The sequence below is a fragment of the Falsihalocynthiibacter sp. CO-5D18 genome, from assembly GCF_041205445.1.
In the GTDB taxonomy this organism is placed as follows: Bacteria; Pseudomonadota; Alphaproteobacteria; order Rhodobacterales; family Rhodobacteraceae; genus Falsihalocynthiibacter; species Falsihalocynthiibacter arcticus.
The window spans coordinates 18819-36533 of record NZ_JBGFCF010000006.1 but is presented as its reverse complement, the minus strand read 5'-3'; the positions used below and the strand labels follow the sequence as shown (position 1 = coordinate 36533).

Below are 17715 nucleotides of genomic sequence, written 5' to 3'. Positions count from 1 at the left end.
GGTTTGCAAAGAGTGATTACCCTATTTAGGGACCCCAACGGAGAAACTTTATGACTCGCGTTTTTAGTGCGCTAGCTGGCCTCGTCCTTCTTTCCATCCCAACAGTTTCAACGGCAGAACAACTCACAACATATACGCTCGATAACGGCATGGAAGTTCTTGTGCTTGAGGACCACCGCGCACCCGTCGTGGTGCAAATGGTCTGGTACAAGGCAGGGGCTGCTGATGAGCCCGCCGGAAAATCGGGAATCGCGCATTTCTTGGAGCATCTGTTGTTTCAAGGAACCGAGACTCTGGCACCTGGAGAGTTTTCCAAAACGGTCAGCGCCCATGGCGGCACCGATAATGCGTTCACAAGTTGGGATTACACGGGGTATTACCAACGTATAGCGGCGGACCGCCTTGAATTGGTGATGCGGATGGAGGCGGATCGTATGCGCAACCTTCAGCTTTCCAACGACGATGTGTTGCCCGAGCGCGACGTGATCCTTGAAGAGCGCAACCAACGTACCGAAAATGATCCGGGGTCCCTGTTTTCAGAGGAACGCGGCGCGGCGCAATACATGAATCACCCCTATGGGATTCCTGTGATCGGCTGGAAGCATGAAATGGAATCGCTCACGCTTGAGGATTCGCTCGCGTTTTATCGTCGGTATTATGCCCCCAATAACGCGATCCTGATTGTTGCTGGTGATGTTGATCCAGAGAATGTTCACGCGCTCGCGCAAGAATACTATGGTGTCCTAGAGCCTACGGTTGATTTGCCCGAACGGGTGCGTCCAATCGAGCCCCCCCAACGCAGCGAACGTCGCTTAACGTATTCCGATCCGCGCGTCGCACAGCCCTACGTTATGCGTACTTATTTGGCTCCTGAACGCAATGCAGGCGCCCAAAAAGACGCCGCTGCGCTTGTTATGCTATCGGAAATTCTCGGTGGAACGGGTGCGACGTCAGTGCTTGGAAAAAAACTACAATTCGATACGAAAAACGCGATCTATGTTTCCGCGTTCTATGAAGGGATGTCCCTTGATGAAACGACATTCGGTTTGGTGATGGTCCCCGTTCCGGGCGTCTCTTTGGACGAAGCGGAAGATTTACTGGATAATGCTGTGGCTGAATTTATCAGAGAGGGTGTTGATCCTGAACAACTTGATCGGATTAAATTGCAATTGCGCGCAGGCCTTATTTATGGCGAAGACGATGTCGCCAGCGTGGCCCGCCGCTATGGCGAAGCTTTGACAACGGGCCTCACCGTTGAAGACGTGCAAGCGTGGCCGGATGTCCTCCAGTCCATCACGGAACAGGACATTCTTGAGGCCGCAGAAAAAGTGTTCGATAGAAGCAATGCGGTGACTGGTTTTCTAACAAATGAAGGGGAGGCAAGCCAATGATGCGTGCTTTCAAAACGGCTCTTGTGGCTTTGACTTTGGCAACCCCTTTGCGCGCCGAAGTGGCCATCCAAGAAGTGGTTTCGCCCAAGGGAATTACCGCGTGGTTGGTCGAGGAACATTCAATCCCGTTCACCGCGATTGAGATTTGGTTCAAAGGGGGTGCAAGGCTTGATGAACCCGGAAAACGCGGTGCGATCAACCTTATGACGGGCCTCCTTGAAGAAGGCGCTGCGGGTTTGAACGCCCAAGAGTTTGCGACCGCCCGAGAAGAACTTTCCGCTTCGTTTGGATATACGGTTTTTGACGATACCCTCGTCGTTTCCACGCGGTTTCTAACAGAAAATCAAGACGAAGCGATTGAGTTGTTGCGCACGAGCTTGTTAGAGCCGGACTTTAATCCGGACGCCATTGAACGTGTGCGTGGCCAAGTCGAATCCATTATTCGAAGTAACGAGAAAAGCCCGAACGATATTGCATCCAATACCCTCAACAGCATGGCGTGGGGCGATCATCCCTATGCGACGCCGCGCGTTGGAACGCTCGAAACGGTTGCGGGAATAACTCGCGACGACCTGATTCAAGCCAAGGCGAACACACTCTCTTTGGACCGTATCTATGTCGGTGCCGTGGGAGATATTTCGCCTGAAAAACTTGGCGAAGTTATAGATACACTCCTTGGTAGTTTGCCCGAAGTTGGCCCCGATCTTCCTGAGCAAGCAGTTTATGGCTTACCCAAAGGTGGCGAGACTGTCGTGCCTTTTGATACCCCGCAATCCGTGGCACTTTTTGCCCACGAAGGGATCGCCCGCGATGACCCAGACTTCTTTCCGGCCTATGTGCTGAACCAAGTGTTGGGTGGCAGTGGATTGGGTTCAACTTTGATGGATGAGGTCCGTGAAAAGCGCGGATTAACCTATGGCGTATCGTCGTTTTTGGCGCCGCGTGATCAAGGTGCGCTCATCATGGGGCAAGTGGCGTCTGCCAATGAACGGATCGGCGAAGCGATTGCCGTTATTCGCGATGTCTGGGCGGATATGGCTGAGAATGGCGTGACGGAGCAACAGCTGGAAGACGCAAAAACCTTCCTCACAGGGGCTTATCCACTGCGCTTTGATGGCAACGGAACCATCGCGGAAATCATGGTTGGAATGCAGGCCGAAGACTTGCCAATTGATTACATCGCGACGCGGAACGACAAGGTAAATGCCGTGACGATGGAGGATATCAAGCGTGTCGCTAAGCGGATTCTGCGCCCAGACGATTTGCATTTCGTGGTTGTCGGGGAGCCTGTAGGCGTGGGTCTTGGTCAGTAACCAACCCTTGATTTCTGCATAGTCGAATCGGCCTTAGGCATGCTAATCCTAGTGGTATGCCTGATGGAAACCCCAATATGAGCCCAAATAGTACCGCCGCGATGCCTGTAATCCGTCAACTTGACGACTCCGCAATCAATCGGATTGCGGCGGGTGAAGTGGTGGAGCGGCCAGCATCTGCGGTTAAAGAGCTGGTTGAGAATTCAATCGACGCGGGGGCCACCCGAATTGAGATCACCTATGCCGATGGAGGCAAGACCTTTATCCGCGTGGTGGACGACGGATGTGGGATTCCAGCACAAGATTTGCCCCTTGCGATGGCGCGTCACGCCACGAGTAAAATCGACGGGAGTGACCTTCTCAACATTCATACATTCGGTTTTCGCGGAGAGGCGCTGCCTTCCCTCGGTGCCGTTGGGCGCTTGAAAATTACGAGCCGCCCAAAAGGTGAAGAGGCCGCGACGATTTCGACCGCAGGAGGTGTTCAATCGGCCGTAAAACCCGCAGCCCTTACGTCTGGAACGGTCGTTGAATTGCGCGATTTATTTTATGCCACCCCTGCGCGGCTGAAATTTATGCGGACGGACCGCGCAGAAGCGGGGGCGATTACGGATGTCGTCAAGCGTTTGGCGATGGCGGAACCACACGTCGGGTTTATCTTGCGGGATGCATCGGGAGGGGGGGCCGAGCGGGTTACCTTTCGCGCGGATCCAGAAAACGGTGACCTTTTTGATGCGCTCCATGCGCGTTTGCGTAAAATTCTGGGTGCAGAGTTTGCAGAGAATGCGCTGCTGATTGATGCCGAACGCGAAGGTATTTCCCTGACGGGTTATGCGGCCCTTCCGACCTACTCGCGCGGGTCGTCCGTTGCGCAATTCCTGTTTGTGAATGGTCGCCCCGTTCGGGATAAAATGCTCGTTGGGGCGTTGCGGGGCGCGTATTTCGATTTCCTTTCGCGCGACCGTCACCCTGCGGCAGTTCTGTTTCTAGAGGTCGAGCCAACACGGGTTGATGTGAATGTTCACCCCGCAAAATCCGAGGTCCGATTCCGTGAACCCGGTGTAGCGCGTGGGTTGATCGTTTCGGCCCTCCGTCATGCATTGGCGCAAGCGGGGCATCGCGCGAGTACCACCGTTGCGAATGCGACACTCGGAGCGTTTCGCACTGAAACGTCTGAACCAAGCGCCGGAGCGCCACGGATTTACCAGATGGACCGTTCCGCCCCCGGCGCATCTTACGGGGCGTATAGCGCACCGCCTCCCTCCAGCAATTTTGGTTTCGCAGAGGGCGGGTTTTCGGCTCCTTCAGCCCGAGTAGAGCCGCTTATTGAGGACGCGCATGAGGTTGCCAGCCGTAGCGCGCTTCCTTTGGGAGCCGCGCGGGCACAAGTGCATGAAAATTATATCGTGGCGCAAACCCAAGATGGTATGGTTATTGTTGATCAACATGCCGCGCATGAGCGATTGGTTTACGAGAAGCTGAAAAAGCAAATGGCGCAGAATGGTGTCGCGACACAGGCCCTTTTAATCCCCGATATTATCGAACTTTCCCAAGGGGACGCAGAAGAAATCCTCTCAGTTTCTGAAGAACTTAAAACGTTTGGGTTGGTGATCGAACCCTTCGGTGCGGGCGCAATTGCGGTGCGGGAAACCCCTGCGATTTTGGGGACAGTGAACGCGCGCGGGATGATTCTTGATATTCTGGACGAGCTTTCCGATTTGGGGGACAGCCATTCTGTTCAGGCGCGAATTGAGGCGATCCTGTCACGGGTGGCGTGCCACGGGTCCATTCGCTCGGGGCGCCGCATGCAAGCTGATGAAATGAACGCGTTGTTGCGCGAAATGGAAGCCACGCCACATTCTGGCCAATGCAATCATGGTCGCCCAACATATGTCGAACTTAAGCTGTCGGACATTGAGCGACTGTTCGGACGCACATGATTACCATCAACGATATTGACTATGCCTATTCAGACCCGCGCGTAATCGCGTCGTTCGTGGGGATATGTATTGTCGTGCTTGTGCTTGTGATGCTCGGAAAAATGGTCCGTGCGAGTGGGCAAGCGGCTAAACTCACGGGCCCTATGATGAGTCAATTGGGGCAACTTTCCTATGCCGTCGAAAACTTAGGGAACGGGCAGGAACGGCTTGCGGGTGGGTTGCAATCCAGTGCCGAAACACAGGCGTCGTCGCACAATCAAATTCTACAAACGATGGAAATGCGTTTGGCAGCGGTGCAACAGAACATGCAGGAACGCTTGCATGATAGCTCTGTGAGAGCGGCACATACGATGGCTGAAATGCAGGAAAAACTTAACGCTTCCGTTCATGGTAGTTCGGTTCGGACCACGAAATCCCTGACGGAATTGCAGGAGCGGTTGGCGACAATCGACAAAGCGCAGGCCAATATTGAAAAATTGTCGGGCGACGTTTTGGGGCTACAAGATATCTTGTCTAATAAGCAGACGCGCGGCGCGTTTGGCGAAATTCAGCTCAATGATATCGTGACCAAGGCCTTGCCTTCGGATGCCTATACCTTCCAAGCGACCCTATCGAACGGCAAACGTGCAGATTGTCTGATCCACCTTCCCAACCCTCCCGGTCCGATTGTTGTCGATAGCAAATTCCCGCTTGAGGCCTACGAAGGCTTGCGCAATGCGGAAACAAAACCTGAGCGCGAAATTGCGGCACGGGCGATGCGCACTTCCGTTCGCGCTCATATTAAGGCGATTAGCGAGAAATACATCGTTGAAGGCGAAACCGCGGAGGGGGCGCTTATGTTCCTACCGTCTGAATCCGTATATGCAGAACTCCACGCCAACTTCCCTGAAATCGTGCGTGAAGGGTTTGCGGCGCGGGTTTGGATCGTATCTCCGACGACTTGTATGGCGACGCTTCACACCATGCGCGCTGTCCTAAAGGACGCCAGAATGCGGGAACAAGCAGGGGCAATCCGCAAGGAACTGGCGCTTTTGCATGGAGACGTTGATCGTTTGGGAACGCGGGTTGAGAGTCTTGATCGCCATTTTGGACAGGCCGCAAAAGACATCTCTGAAATCAAGGTCTCGGCGGACAAAGCGGGGCGTCGCGCTCAGCGTTTGGACAATTTCGATTTCGAGGAAATTGCACCCGATCCAGAGGTGGTTGCCCCGCTGATTGCTGAGTGATCAGCGAGGAAAATCTTGTTATAGCGCGGATTTGAGCGCGAGGAATTGCGCTTGTGGCTCAATTGCTGTCATCCAGTTCTCAACCAATTTCAGATCCTTCGGCGCGGCGGAAACACCAACAGGAAGTTCGCGATTGAGAATGGATTCGATCGCCAGCGTCATGGTGACGGACACAAGGCGCGACATCGCCGAACCGCGCGCATCGCCCCACGCATCCAGCACATATGTTTTGTGATAAACGGGGATACCGTCGCGCTCCGCTTCGAAATCGACGCACATAACTGTGCGATCAGGTTCGTCCTTCTCATAGGCGTGATCGCGCCACATCTGATCTGACATCTCCTGCAGGCGTGCGTCGCCTTCTGGCCCACTCACGGAGCCAATCTCGTTGAAAACGTCGGCCCAAGCATCTGCCCAACCATTGAGGCGAAGTGTGCCACGTTCGAATTCCTTGACCTTCCAATGTTCGTCAAAATGGTACTCTTCCATGAAGGGCAGCGAGTCGCGGTTTGGGTAAACTTCAAAGCTCTCAGGTGTGGGAAGCGGGGCCACACAGTTTCGAATGGCATCCCATGAGTGGGTCATATTGAGAGGTGTGAAATTGCGGATGGAGCGACTTGGCGCGATAAGGGCCTTGAGCACGCCAATTGGCGACCAGCTAAATTTGTACCGAAACGCATTTGAGATTTTAGGAACACCACCACAAAAGCTTTTGAATGAAATAACGTTGTTCACGTCATAGGCATCGGATGCGCGATAGTCGGCCACAAGGTGGTGGGCCATTAAATGGTCTATCCCCGGGTCGAGGCCAACTTCACTGACTAAACACAGGCCCTTCGCACGCGCTTCGGTGTCCAGTGCCGCCATTTCGGGCGAGATATAGGAGGAGCAAACGAAATGCGCGTTCTCTGCGAGGCAAATTTTTGCGACGGGTAAATGAAAGTCGGTTGGCAGCATGGAAACGGCGATGTCTCCCGCTTTGAGGTCCGCTTGGAGCGCGTCAAAAGCGAAAATCTTGATGTTTTGGGTCAAGTCGCCGACAGCTTGGTCGGCCTCCTCAAATGTGCGGTTCCAAACGGTCACGTCATGGCCTGCTTCAAGTATGCGACGAAGTCCGGGGACGGACGAAAGGCCAGTTCCACACCAATGAATTGTCATACTGGCGTCTCCTATTTATGTGTGTTGAAAGTGGTTTCCGCCCGTGCCCAAACACCAGTCGACAGGTCAGTTAGGGTCAAGAGGGAAGGCAGCAATTGAGACGCATAGTCCATCGAACTTTCGACGGGCAGCATTGAGGGTAGGTTGTCGATCGCGGTTACATCGAGCACAGGGTTGGTCGCGACTCGCAGAGCCGGTTCTTCCCAGGTGGTTGTCCGATCATAGACTTTGATTGGTGAAAAGTCGCTGTCAGGATCACAAGCTATATCGCCGATAACCGAGAGTTTGCGGGGCGCGGTTTTGGCGCTTTCCGGTACGAAGACAGATGTGCCGGGGCGTGCGAGGATGCAGTTCAGGAAGATTTCATGGTCAAGCACTTCTGGGAAAGGTCCACCCGACGCGGTTTCGGCCATATCCCATTTTGTGACGTAAACTCCGAGCGCTTCGCACAGGTCCGCAGCCCCCGTTCCAACCCGCCCAAGAGCGCCAATCACGAGGGCAACAGGTGGTGTGAATCCGCGCAGTTCAGAGCCTAACTCAGCCAAAAGTGCGTCTTTTCCGGCATAAGAGTGTACCGCAGCGCAGGCCTCTCCGCGCTGTTGGGCTGTCCAGCATTTGAGACTAACAGCTGCGCCCGCGAACCCCGCCCAATAACCAAAGGCCGCAACACGACGTCCGTCCATGTCCACGAGGTATTCAAGATCATAGAGCGTTCCGCCACCGGCGATAAAGCGGTCCAGTAGGATACGGCCAGAGGGTTGGCCTTTGTAGGCATGACCGAACATAATGTGTTTATGGGATAGGGGGGTACCGTCATCAGGAAGCTCTTTGAGGCCGAAAATGATGGCATCGGACGGCGCTGTCGGCCAGCTATTCTCGGGGGCAATTTCGCATCCGGCATCAATGTAACCTTGAAGCGGAATAGCACGTACGGAGCTTTTCTCCACCGTCACACGCAGGCCAGCTTTCTTAAGTTCGGCCGCACCTTCTGGCGTCAAGCCAACACGATCCTCATTCTCGCGCTGCTCTGCGCGCACCCATAAATGTGTCATCGTCACCTCCCTGTTTGACACAGGAGTAGGACAAGAATGTGCAATGGGCAATCGTAGTGATTGGGTGAAAGTTTCGTGTTGGGTACGCGGAGGCGCATATCGGCTACGAAATGGCGGAAAAAGGCGGGGATGTGTCGCAGAAAGTGTGGGCAGGGGGCATGGGTTTAGGAGTAAGCTGGCCGTAATAGGGAGAATGGCATGTCGGATTCAGTTAGTTTTACACTCGATGGGCGCAACGTTGTTGCACACGAAGGCGAAAGCATTTGGACCGTCGCAAAGCGTGAAGGCGTGGACATTCCGCATTTGTGTCACAAGCCCGCCAAAGGCTATGATCCCGACGGAAACTGTCGGGCCTGTATGGTTGAAATCGCGGGCGAACGTGTTTTGGCGGCAAGCTGTGTGCGACGCCCGACCGAAGGTATGGATGTAAAATCAGAGTCTATTAGGGCCCAAAGCGCCCGAAAGATGGTGATTGAGCTTCTGGTCGCTGACCAACCTAAACAGGAGGTTGCCCACGACAAATCTTCCGAGTTTTGGAAACAAGCTGCGTTGCAAGGTGTGTCCGAAAGCCGTTTTCCAAAATTGGATAAGATTCGCGTTCCGCTGCTAGACAATTCCCATGTCGCGATGAGCGTGAACCTTGATGCCTGCATCCAATGCGGCCTGTGCGTGCGCGCCTGTCGTGATGTTCAGGTTAATGATGTGATCGGCATGTCAGGGCGCGGTCACGACGCCTATCCGACGTTTGATTTGGCCGACCCCATGGGCGATAGCACCTGTGTGGCCTGCGGTGAATGTGTGCAAGCTTGCCCAACTGGGGCGCTTATGCCTGCGGCGGTTTTGGATGGCGCACAGACAGGTGATTCCGAGGATTACGACAGTGAAGTTGCCAGCGTCTGTCCCTTTTGCGGCGTGGGCTGTCAGATTTCACTGAAGGTCAAAGATGGGCGCGTGAAATTTGTCGAAGGGCTGGACGGGCCAGCAAATGAGGGGCGGCTTTGTGTGAAAGGGCGGTTTGGTTTTGACTATATCCATCATGCGCACCGCGTCACAAAGCCACTGATCCGTCGCGATGACGCCCCAGAAAAGGGCCTCAACGTCGACCCTGCCAATCCCCTCACGCATTTTCGCGAAGCAACATGGAACGAAGCATTGGACGTGGCGGCAAACGGGTTGGCGCATCTGCGCGATACCCATGGCGGTGCGTCGGTCGCCGGATTTGGCAGCGCGAAATGTACCAACGAAGAAGCCTACTTGTTCCAAAAAATGATCCGCCAAGGATTTGGCCATAATAACGTCGATCACTGCACCCGTCTTTGCCACGCATCCTCGGTGGCGGCTCTCATCGAAAATGTCGGTTCTGGCGCGGTCACGGCCACCTTTAACGAAATCGAAAATGCCGATGTGGCGATTGTGATTGGCTGCAATCCCGCCGAAAACCATCCCGTTGCGGCGACCTATTTCAAGCAGTTCACCAAGCGCGGTGGCAAACTGATTGTTATGGACCCGCGCGGCCAATCCCTAAGCCGTTTTGCTACCCATATGCTGCAGTTCCGTCCCGGTGCGGATGTTTCTCTGCTCAACGCGATTATGCATGTGATCGTTGAGGAAGGCCTGTACGACGCGGCCTATATCAACAGCATGACCGAGAATTGGGAGGCGGAAAAGGCGCATCTTGCCGACTTCTCTCCCGAGAAAATGGCCGATATCTGTGGGATCGACGCCCAAACGCTCCGCGATGTGGCACGCACATTCGCCGCGGGGAAAGCGGGTATGATTTTCTGGGGGATGGGCGTTAGTCAGCATATTCACGGCACGGACAACTCGCGCTGCTTGATTTCACTGGCTCTTATGACGGGAAATGTCGGTAAATCTGGCGCGGGGCTGCATCCCTTACGCGGCCAAAATAACGTGCAAGGCGCTTCGGATGCTGGGCTAGTACCAATGTTCCTGCCCGACTATCAAAGCGTGGCGGACGACGGGGTTCGCTCCGCTTTTACCTCGGTTTGGCAGAGTGGCGATTTTAGCGCTGAAAAGGGCTTGACCGTGACCGAAATCATCAACGATATCCACGCGGGAAACACACGAGGCATGTATATTCTGGGTGAAAACCCCGCGATGTCTGATCCAGATGTGACTCACGCCAGAGACGCGCTGGCGAAACTTGAGCATTTGGTCGTTCAGGATATTTTCGTCACCGAAACGGCCAATTACGCGGATGTCATCCTACCCGCCAGCGCCTTTGCCGAGAAAACCGGAACCGTGACCAACACCAATCGACAAGTCCAAATGGGACGCCCTGCCGTTGCCCCTCCTGGCGATGCGCGCGAAGATTGGTGGATCGAAGTTGAGCTGGCAAAACGATTGGGGTTGAATTGGACCTACACGCATCCGAGCCAAGTTTTCGCGGAAATGGCCCTCAATATGAAGAGCCTTTCAAACATCACTTGGGCAAGGTTAGAGACACAAAACGCGGTAACTTACCCCAGCCTCTCGCCTGAAGATCCCGGTCAGGCCATTGTGTTTGGCGATGGTTTCCCGCGCGACAATAACCGCGCCAAATTTACGCCTGCGGATGTGATTGCCCCTGACGAGGCTCCAGATGCTGAGTATCCGATGATTTTGATAACGGGTCGACAGTTGGAGCATTGGCATACTGGATCAATGACCCGGCGAAGCAAAGTTTTGGATGCGGTGGAGCCAGAGGCGAACTGTTCCCTGCACCCCAAAACGCTGCGTGCGTTGGGTATTACTGCGGGTGATTTCATTCGATTGACCACTCGTCGCGGAACCGTTGCACTGATGGCGCGGGCGGATCGTGCGGTTGCCGAGGATATGGTATTTTTGCCGTTTGCATTCGTTGAGGCCGCCGCAAATATCCTGACAAATTCCGCGATCGATCCTTATGGAAAAATTCCGGAATTCAAGTTTTCTGCGGTGCGAGCGGAAAAAGTCGTGATGTCGGAGGCGCTCTAAAAGCGGCTCAATTTCATTTCGCTAGGCATTAATCGCATGTCATTTGGCTTGGGGGATAAAAGACGTCTTGGAAATTTCGAATTGGTACCCATGTACATTTCAACTGGGGTGTAAAATCCTATTTTGTGTGAGGCCAGCGCGCTTGCAGTAATCGCGCGCAAAAAAGTGCCCAATGAGGAACCAGAATGAGAAACGACTGGGATGATCTGCGCACTATTTTATTTATGGTGCGCCACGGATCTTTGTCCTCCGCAGCACAGGCATTGGGTGTGAATTATACGACGGTATCGAGACGAATTGCCCATGCTGAAGAGCAATATGGCACGCGACTTTTTGATCGACTCCCGCAAGGGTATGTTCCAACCGATGCGGGGCGGGAAGCCGCAGAATTTGCCGAACGGATGGAAGCTTCCGAAACGGAGTTTCGACTCAAAGTCGCGGGACGAGAGGCGCAACTGTCGGGAAGTCTCAAAGTTACGGCACCACAACTTTTGTTCGGTCGTCACCTCGCGACGGTCTTGGATCAGTTCCTAAATCTGCACCCAAATGTGAACCTTTCCATTCGCGCAAGCAATGAGGTGTTGAACCTCAATCGTCGCGAGGCGGACCTTGCAATTAGGATAAGCGATTCCCCCGGTGATACCCTGATGGGACGGCGATTGACGGGGCAGCAAACGGCCTCTTTCTGTACGCGTGAAGTGTATGAACGGATTGAGGCGGATCCGGCAAAACGAGTTAATTGGCTCGCCTTCTCCCACGCTATGGCCTCACCTTTGGATTCCTATCCAAATGGCCGTATTAGGCTCGTTTTTGACGATATGGCTGCCCTACTGGAAGCGACGAAAGCGGGCTTGGGTGTCGCGCGGTTGCCTCTTTTTTTGGGGCGCGAGCAAAACCTCATTCTGGTGCCATATCTTCCACCGCAACCCTTCCTCGACATCTGGGTCGTGGCGCATAAAGATTTGTGGGCCAACGCAAAAGTAGTGGCTTTTAAAGAGCTTCTGGTTGCGTTTTTTCGCAAGAATAGAGCCTTATTTGAGGTCGCGAGCTAGTCCCAAGTGACATCGCCAAGGAAAATATATCCGGCACCATAAATCGTCTTGATGAGTTGGGGGTTTTTTGGGTCTTCGCGCAACTTCGTGCGTAGGCGTGAAATGCGGACATCCATCGCGCGATCAAAGCTTTCGCCTGCCGCTCCGCCAAGGTTTTCCTGCATCTGTGCGCGGGAAATAAGGCGTTTGGGGCTGTTGAGAAACATGCGCAAGACTTCGCCTTCGGCGTGCGAAAACGGCGTTTCTACACCGTCTTTATCGCGCAAAACGTAACTGTCAAATTGCGCTATCCACCCCGAGAAATGTGCCGTCTCGGAAACACGTCCGACGGGCTTTGTGCTCCGCATACGGGCACGCACACGGGCGACTACTTCGGACGGGTCAAAGGGTTTGATGATATAATCATCCGCACCAAGTTCGAGACCCGTGATGCGATCCTGAACCTGCGCGCGGCCAGAAATGATGATGATTGACGCACCACTTTCCAGAGCAAGACGGTGCACCAACGCGAGGCCGTCCTTGTCGGGAAGTCCCAAATCAACGAGGCATACATCGGGCGACGAGGTTTTTAGAGAGGCTTCAAATTCTGTTGCTCTGGCGAAACTCGCTGTGCGGTATCCAGCCTCTTGGAGGGCTTCGGCGAGCATGCGGCGGATTTCTGGCTCGTCGTCGAGAATTGTCACGAGAGGTTTGGTCATGAGGGGTCCTTTGCGGCAAGGAAAGCCGTAAATTGCTTTCTGTCGAAAGGCTTCTGAAGGACAGGATAGCGTGTAATCGCAATGTTGTGTAGCGGATCGTTTGGGGGGCGTGAGGTCATGAGATACCTTGGAACGGTTAGACCCAACGCGCCCAATTTATCCATTAGTTCGAGGCCCGTCCCCTCGCCGCGGAGAGAAATATCGGAAATTACCATCCCGACGCCAGACAGTTGAGCGAGTTGTAACGCTTCCTGCACCGTTTCGGCTTCGATAACAACGTGGCCTTCCGAAATCAACATATCGCGTACAGAGAGGCGAATTTCGGGCGAGTCTTCGACCAGAAGAACCATGGTTGCACTGACGGTTTTTGGTGCGGCCCTGAGCGGGAGTTTAATGGTGACGCGCGCGCCTCCATCGGTGTTTTCCAGGGCCACTTGCCCACCTGCTAGCTTGGTGAGATCATAAACCATAGAGAGGCCTAGCCCCGATCCTTCGCCGCCTTTAGTGGTGAAAAAGGGACTTAGACCGTTGATTAGAGCCTCTTTTGAAAATCCACTCCCCGAATCCGCGACTTGAATCTCGAGCCACGTATCCTGTTCGGCTCGCGCGGTTAATTCAATGCGTCCTGAGTTGGCCCCGATTGCATCGCGAGCGTTGAGCACCAAATTGAGCAGTGAGTCCTGAAGGGAGCCTGCGTCCAACATAAGAGGCTCTAACAGGCCCACATGGGACGTGGTTAGGTGCACGTCTTGACCAAGGCTCGGAGTCGCCAAGACTACGAGCTCGCGCAAGAGATTGGGAACATCGCAGGGGGCAGGGTGCATTGGGCGCGGTCCTGACATTTTACCGATGTTATCAAGCAAAACACCGCCGCGTCGGGCTGCTCCTTGAGTGGCGGTAATCAGCTCTTTGGCGTCGTCGGGTAAACCCATGCGGGCCAATTGGGCCTGCATACCCAAAATAATCGTCAGTAAGTTGGCGAAGTCATGCGCCAAACCAGACGTCATTTGAGCGGCGAGTTCCTTTTTATGGGTTTGGGAAAGCGCTGCGCGGGCTTGGGTTTCTTGCGTGATATCCATAGAAAGAATGTACACGCCCGTGATCTCATTTTCCCGTATATCCGGCGTAAATGCGACCCTAATGCGGCGAGTAGAGACTTCATCAGTGAATTCAAACACGGAGGCTTCGCCTGCAAGCGCGCGTTCTAAATACGGCCCCGTTTTCGCATAGGCGGCCTCGCCGAGGGCCACGCGCATATGCAACCCGAGGATATTATTTGGACGCCCCGGCATCACCGACGACAGGCGCCGATTGGAATAGGTGTACAGCCCGTCCGGATCCAAATGCGCAATATGTGCCGGCATCATCTCGGTCGTGAGGCGCGTGCGAGCCTCAATTTCTGTGAGTTCGCGTTTTGCTTGCTCAAGCGCACCGATCGTCGCTGCCAATTCGCGGTTGGTTGTTCCGAGTTGCTCGGAGTGGCTCAAAACTTGGTCCGATAGGGTTTCCGAGCGCGCCCGTAAAAGGGCTTCTTGGCGTTTGATCGGCGTGATGTCGGTATAGACCGTGACCCAGCCCCCCTGCGGCAGGGGCGCCCCTTCAATGGAGACAACTTGACCGTTGGACCGTACCCGTTCGATGTAATGGGGCTCAAAGGCGAGCGCCACGTCTACGCGTTCTTGCACAAAGCTCTCAACGTCATCGACTTCGCCGTATTCCAAGCGCTCGGTGAGATATCGAATAGTGTCAATAAATGTCGCTCCGGGGGTCACGAGCCATTCGGGAAGGCTAAACATTTCCTGAAAGCGCGCGTTACAGACGACCAGTTTCAAATCGGCATCATAAATCGAAAGTGCCTGTTGAATAAGGTTCAAACCGGCTTGGGTATAGCGCGCGATGGAGGCTTTTGATTGTATCATACCCTATCGCTATCAGGGGATTTCCCTCTGGAGAAGCCCCAACGTTGCGTTGTTACAATTCGAAATAGTTCGGAAATAGTCAGGAACAATTTGACCGCTAGATAAAAAGGGCCACGCTAGAGCGAGAGAGAATCGCAAAAGCGACTGTGACCGTCGGGGGGAGCTGACGGTAGGGAGGAATACGCATTGGCCCAATCGAATTCAGCGTTGCCAAAGGCAGCTGAGAACTTGCAATCCATACCTGCGCTTTTGGCGCGGAACCTAAAGGTATTTCCAAAAAGCCCCGCCTTTCGCGAGAAAGAGTATGGCATTTGGCAAACCCAAACATGGGCGGACGTCGCAGCAGATGTTGAGGCATTGGCCCTAGGGCTTATTAATATTGGTGTAAACACGGGCGATTTTGTGGCGATTATCGGTCGCAATCGCCCGAGCCTGTATTGGTCGATGGTTGCGATTCAAGCGACCGGTGCGATCCCCGTTCCCCTTTATAATGACGCAAATGCCGAAGAAATGGCCTATGTTTTGGGGCATTGTGGTGCGCGGTTCGTGATCGCAGGCGACCAAGAGCAGGTCGATAAAGTTATTCAGGTTCAAGAGGGTCTGAAGCAATTTGAGCACATGATTTATCTCGATCCACGTGGGATGCGGAAATACGACCACTCGAAATTGCATGAATTTTCGCACGTGATGTCGCAAGGACTTGCTGCACGTGACGAATTGGCACCTGAACTGGCCAAGCGTACTGCATTGCTTAATTACGACAGCATATGCGTTATGCTCTATACGTCCGGAACGACAGGCAAGCCCAAGGGGGTTGTTCTATCAAACCGTAATATCATCGAAACCTCCAAGGCCTCGTCCCAGTTTGACAATTTGAACGTTGACGATGAAGTGCTCGCATATTTGCCAATGGCATGGGTTGGGGATTTCATCTTCTCGATCGGTCAGGCGTTTTGGACGGGTTTCTGTGTAAATTGCCCAGAAAGCCCCGACACAATGATGACGGACCTTCGCGAGATTGGTCCGACGTATTATTTCGCGCCGCCGCGGGTTTTTGAAACGCAATTAACCAGCGTCATGATCCGCATGGAGGATGCTGGGAAATTTAAACAGTGGCTTTTCCACAAATGTATGGGGTTGGCGAAACGTGTTGGCCCCGCGATTTTGGACGGAAAAGAGGTTAGCAGTATTGACCGCCTGAAATACAAATTGGGCGAGGTTCTGATTTATGGGCCGTTGAAAAACACACTTGGCTTTAGCCGCGTTCGCGTGGGTTATACGGCGGGCGAAGCGATTGGGCCGGAAATTTTTGAATTTTATCGCTCCCTCGGCATCAACCTCAAACAACTTTACGGTCAGACCGAGGCCAGCGTGTTCATAACGCAGCAACCCGATGGCGAAGTGCGCAACGATACCGTGGGCGTCCCAAGCCCCGGTGTGGAAATCCGTATTGCCGATACGGGCGAGGTTTTCTATCGCTCGCCAGGTGTTTTTGTTGAGTATCTTAAAAACCCCGAAAGCACGGCGGAAACCAAAGACGCTGAGGGCTGGGTTGCCACAGGCGACGCGGGCTTCATCGAGAAAAAATCCGGTCATTTGCGTATTATCGACCGTGCAAAAGACGTGGGAAAAATGGCGACAGGGGCGATGTTCGCACCGAAGTTTGTTGAGAATAAACTGAAGTTCTATCCCAATATCCTCGAAGCCGTGGTCTTTGGCGCGGGGCGGGACATGTGTACGGCCTTTATCAACATCGACCTAACGGCGGTGGGAAATTGGGCTGAGCGCAACAACATCGCCTATGCTTCCTATCAAGAACTTGCGGGTCACCCCCAAGTCTTGGAAACCATCCGCGATCACATTGCCGAAGCGAACAAAAGCATTGCCCAAGATGAAATGCTCGCGGGATGCCAAGTCCACAGATTCCTCGTTTTGCACAAAGAACTCGACGCGGATGATGGCGAAATGACACGGACGCGCAAAGTGCGCCGTCGGGTTATCGAAGAGAAGTTCGTTGACCTCATTGATGCGCTTTACGATGGTTCGGATGAAATTTTCACCCGCACAGAAGTGACCTACGAAGACGGTCGCAAGGGCGAAATAAGCGCGACACTCTCGCTTTTGGATGTGGCCGTGCAGCCACTAGACGCAAAGGTGGCCGCAGAATGACCACGAATGATATCGGATATGTAACCGCAGATGGCCGTCAAATCGGCGGCGTCATGATGGAAATGAAAAACATCACCCTGAAATTCGGCGGCGTTGTTGCGATCAAAGACATCAGTTTTGATATTCGCGAAGGCGAAATCCGCGCGATTATCGGCCCCAATGGGGCGGGCAAGTCGAGCATGCTTAACGTGATCTCTGGGTTCTATAATCCCCAAGAAGGTGACGTGCTGTTTCACGGCAAAAAACGTCCTCAAATGCGCCCGTATAAAGTTGCCCAGCAAGGGATCGCGCGCACATTTCAAAACATCGCCTTGTTCGAGGGCATGAGTGTTTTGGACAACGTCATGACAGGCCGATTAACCCACATGAAATCGAGCCTTATTAGTCAGGCGATTTGGTGGGGCAAGGCGCAGGCCGAAGAAGTTGCCAACCGCGAAAAAGTCGAAGAAATTATCGATTTCCTCGAAATCCAAAGCATTCGCAAAACCCCCGTCGGGCGTCTGCCGTATGGTCTTAAGAAACGGGTTGAGTTGGCACGTGCGCTGGCCGCCGAGCCGAAACTTTTGCTGCTTGATGAACCGATGGCGGGCATGAACGTTGAGGAGAAAGAGGACATGAGCCGCTTTATCCTCGATGTGAACGATGAATTTGGCACAACGATTGCCCTTATTGAGCACGATATGGGCGTAGTGATGGACCTTTCTGACCGCGTTGTGGTGATGGATTACGGCAAGAAAATTGGCGACGGGACACCCGAAGAAGTGCGCAACAATCAAGAAGTGATCGACGCCTATTTGGGGGTCTCCCATGACTAAATCACC

Annotated in this window: 12 protein-coding genes; 8 read left to right on the top strand and 4 right to left on the bottom strand. The window is 53.8% G+C overall.

The features are described 5' to 3' along the window. Positions 1–50 precede the first annotated feature (50 nt). The 4 genes from AB9F27_RS09655 to AB9F27_RS09640 are packed head-to-tail and all read left to right on the top strand — an operon-like array spanning position 51 to position 5870. On the top strand, positions 51–1391 hold the full coding sequence (locus tag AB9F27_RS09655; protein ID WP_335584032.1) for a pitrilysin family protein: 1341 nt from the start codon (positions 51–53) through the stop codon (positions 1389–1391). Beyond that, complete coding sequence (locus AB9F27_RS09650) at positions 1391–2704, top strand: pitrilysin family protein (protein ID WP_335584057.1); 1314 nt, start codon at positions 1391–1393, stop codon at positions 2702–2704. Before AB9F27_RS09655 ends, AB9F27_RS09650 begins: the two co-directional genes overlap by 1 nt. A 56-nt stretch (positions 2705–2760) precedes the next feature. Continuing rightward, complete coding sequence (gene mutL, locus AB9F27_RS09645; protein WP_335584033.1) at positions 2761–4644, top strand: DNA mismatch repair endonuclease MutL; 1884 nt, start codon at positions 2761–2763, stop codon at positions 4642–4644. Continuing rightward, positions 4641–5870, top strand: a complete 1230-nt coding sequence (locus AB9F27_RS09640) for a DNA recombination protein RmuC (protein ID WP_335584034.1) — start codon at positions 4641–4643, stop codon at positions 5868–5870. Before mutL ends, AB9F27_RS09640 begins: the two co-directional genes overlap by 4 nt. 18 nt (positions 5871–5888) lie before the next feature. Here AB9F27_RS09640 and AB9F27_RS09635 read toward each other — a convergent pair whose 3' ends face one another. Next, positions 5889–7028, bottom strand: coding sequence for a saccharopine dehydrogenase family protein (locus AB9F27_RS09635; protein ID WP_369757681.1), 1140 nt, complete (start codon positions 7026–7028; stop codon positions 5889–5891). A gap of 11 nt (positions 7029–7039) precedes the next feature. Beyond that, positions 7040–8080: a saccharopine dehydrogenase gene (locus AB9F27_RS09630; RefSeq protein WP_369757680.1), complete on the bottom strand. Its 1041-nt coding sequence runs from the start codon at positions 8078–8080 to the stop codon at positions 7040–7042. 198 nt (positions 8081–8278) lie between these two features. On the opposite strand from AB9F27_RS09630, the gene fdhF reads away from it, so the two are divergent. Further along, positions 8279–11056 (top strand): formate dehydrogenase subunit alpha, encoded by a 2778-nt coding sequence (fdhF, locus tag AB9F27_RS09625; protein ID WP_335584036.1) that lies wholly within the window; start codon positions 8279–8281, stop codon positions 11054–11056. Positions 11057–11241: 185 nt separating this feature from the next. Then, the gene (locus AB9F27_RS09620; protein ID WP_335584037.1) at positions 11242–12108 is read left to right on the top strand and encodes a LysR family transcriptional regulator; all 867 of its coding nucleotides are present in this window, start codon (positions 11242–11244) and stop codon (positions 12106–12108) included. Here AB9F27_RS09620 and AB9F27_RS09615 read toward each other — a convergent pair. Both AB9F27_RS09615 and AB9F27_RS09610 read right to left on the bottom strand, forming a co-directional pair. Then, positions 12105–12806 carry a response regulator transcription factor gene (locus tag AB9F27_RS09615; RefSeq protein ID WP_039001168.1) on the bottom strand — a complete coding sequence of 234 codons (702 nt, stop codon included), beginning with the start codon at positions 12804–12806 and terminating at the stop codon, positions 12105–12107. The two genes, AB9F27_RS09620 and AB9F27_RS09615, sit on opposite strands and share 4 nt — an antisense overlap. Beyond that, positions 12803–14725 carry a PAS-domain containing protein gene (locus AB9F27_RS09610; protein WP_369757679.1) on the bottom strand — a complete coding sequence of 641 codons (1923 nt, stop codon included), beginning with the start codon at positions 14723–14725 and terminating at the stop codon, positions 12803–12805. Before AB9F27_RS09610 ends, AB9F27_RS09615 begins: the two co-directional genes overlap by 4 nt. A gap of 186 nt (positions 14726–14911) precedes the next feature. On the opposite strand from AB9F27_RS09610, the gene AB9F27_RS09605 reads away from it, so the two are divergent. Both AB9F27_RS09605 and AB9F27_RS09600 read left to right on the top strand, forming a co-directional pair. Next, positions 14912–16894, top strand: coding sequence for an AMP-binding protein (locus tag AB9F27_RS09605; protein WP_369757678.1), 1983 nt, complete (start codon positions 14912–14914; stop codon positions 16892–16894). Beyond that, the gene (locus AB9F27_RS09600) at positions 16891–17709 is read left to right on the top strand and encodes an ABC transporter ATP-binding protein (protein WP_039001170.1); all 819 of its coding nucleotides are present in this window, start codon (positions 16891–16893) and stop codon (positions 17707–17709) included. The genes AB9F27_RS09605 and AB9F27_RS09600 overlap by 4 nt, the downstream gene beginning before the upstream one ends. Positions 17710–17715: the final 6 nt, after the last annotated feature.

Excerpts from the sequence above, each read along its gene's own strand:
- AB9F27_RS09655 (WP_335584032.1), top strand. The coding sequence starts at position 51 with ATGACTCGCGTTTTTAGTGCGCTAGCTGGCCTCGTCCTTCTTTCCATC.
- AB9F27_RS09650 (WP_335584057.1), top strand. The coding sequence starts at position 1,391 with ATGCGTGCTTTCAAAACGGCTCTTGTGGCTTTGACTTTGGCAACCCCT.
- mutL (WP_335584033.1), top strand. The coding sequence starts at position 2,761 with ATGCCTGATGGAAACCCCAATATGAGCCCAAATAGTACCGCCGCGATG.
- AB9F27_RS09640 (WP_335584034.1), top strand. The coding sequence starts at position 4,641 with ATGATTACCATCAACGATATTGACTATGCCTATTCAGACCCGCGCGTA.
- AB9F27_RS09635 (WP_369757681.1), bottom strand. The coding sequence starts at position 7,028 with ATGACAATTCATTGGTGTGGAACTGGCCTTTCGTCCGTCCCCGGACTT.
- AB9F27_RS09630 (WP_369757680.1), bottom strand. The coding sequence starts at position 8,080 with ATGACACATTTATGGGTGCGCGCAGAGCAGCGCGAGAATGAGGATCGT.
- fdhF (WP_335584036.1), top strand. The coding sequence starts at position 8,279 with ATGTCGGATTCAGTTAGTTTTACACTCGATGGGCGCAACGTTGTTGCA.
- AB9F27_RS09620 (WP_335584037.1), top strand. The coding sequence starts at position 11,242 with ATGAGAAACGACTGGGATGATCTGCGCACTATTTTATTTATGGTGCGC.
- AB9F27_RS09615 (WP_039001168.1), bottom strand. The coding sequence starts at position 12,806 with ATGACCAAACCTCTCGTGACAATTCTCGACGACGAGCCAGAAATCCGC.
- AB9F27_RS09610 (WP_369757679.1), bottom strand. The coding sequence starts at position 14,725 with ATGATACAATCAAAAGCCTCCATCGCGCGCTATACCCAAGCCGGTTTG.
- AB9F27_RS09600 (WP_039001170.1), top strand. The coding sequence starts at position 16,891 with ATGACCACGAATGATATCGGATATGTAACCGCAGATGGCCGTCAAATC.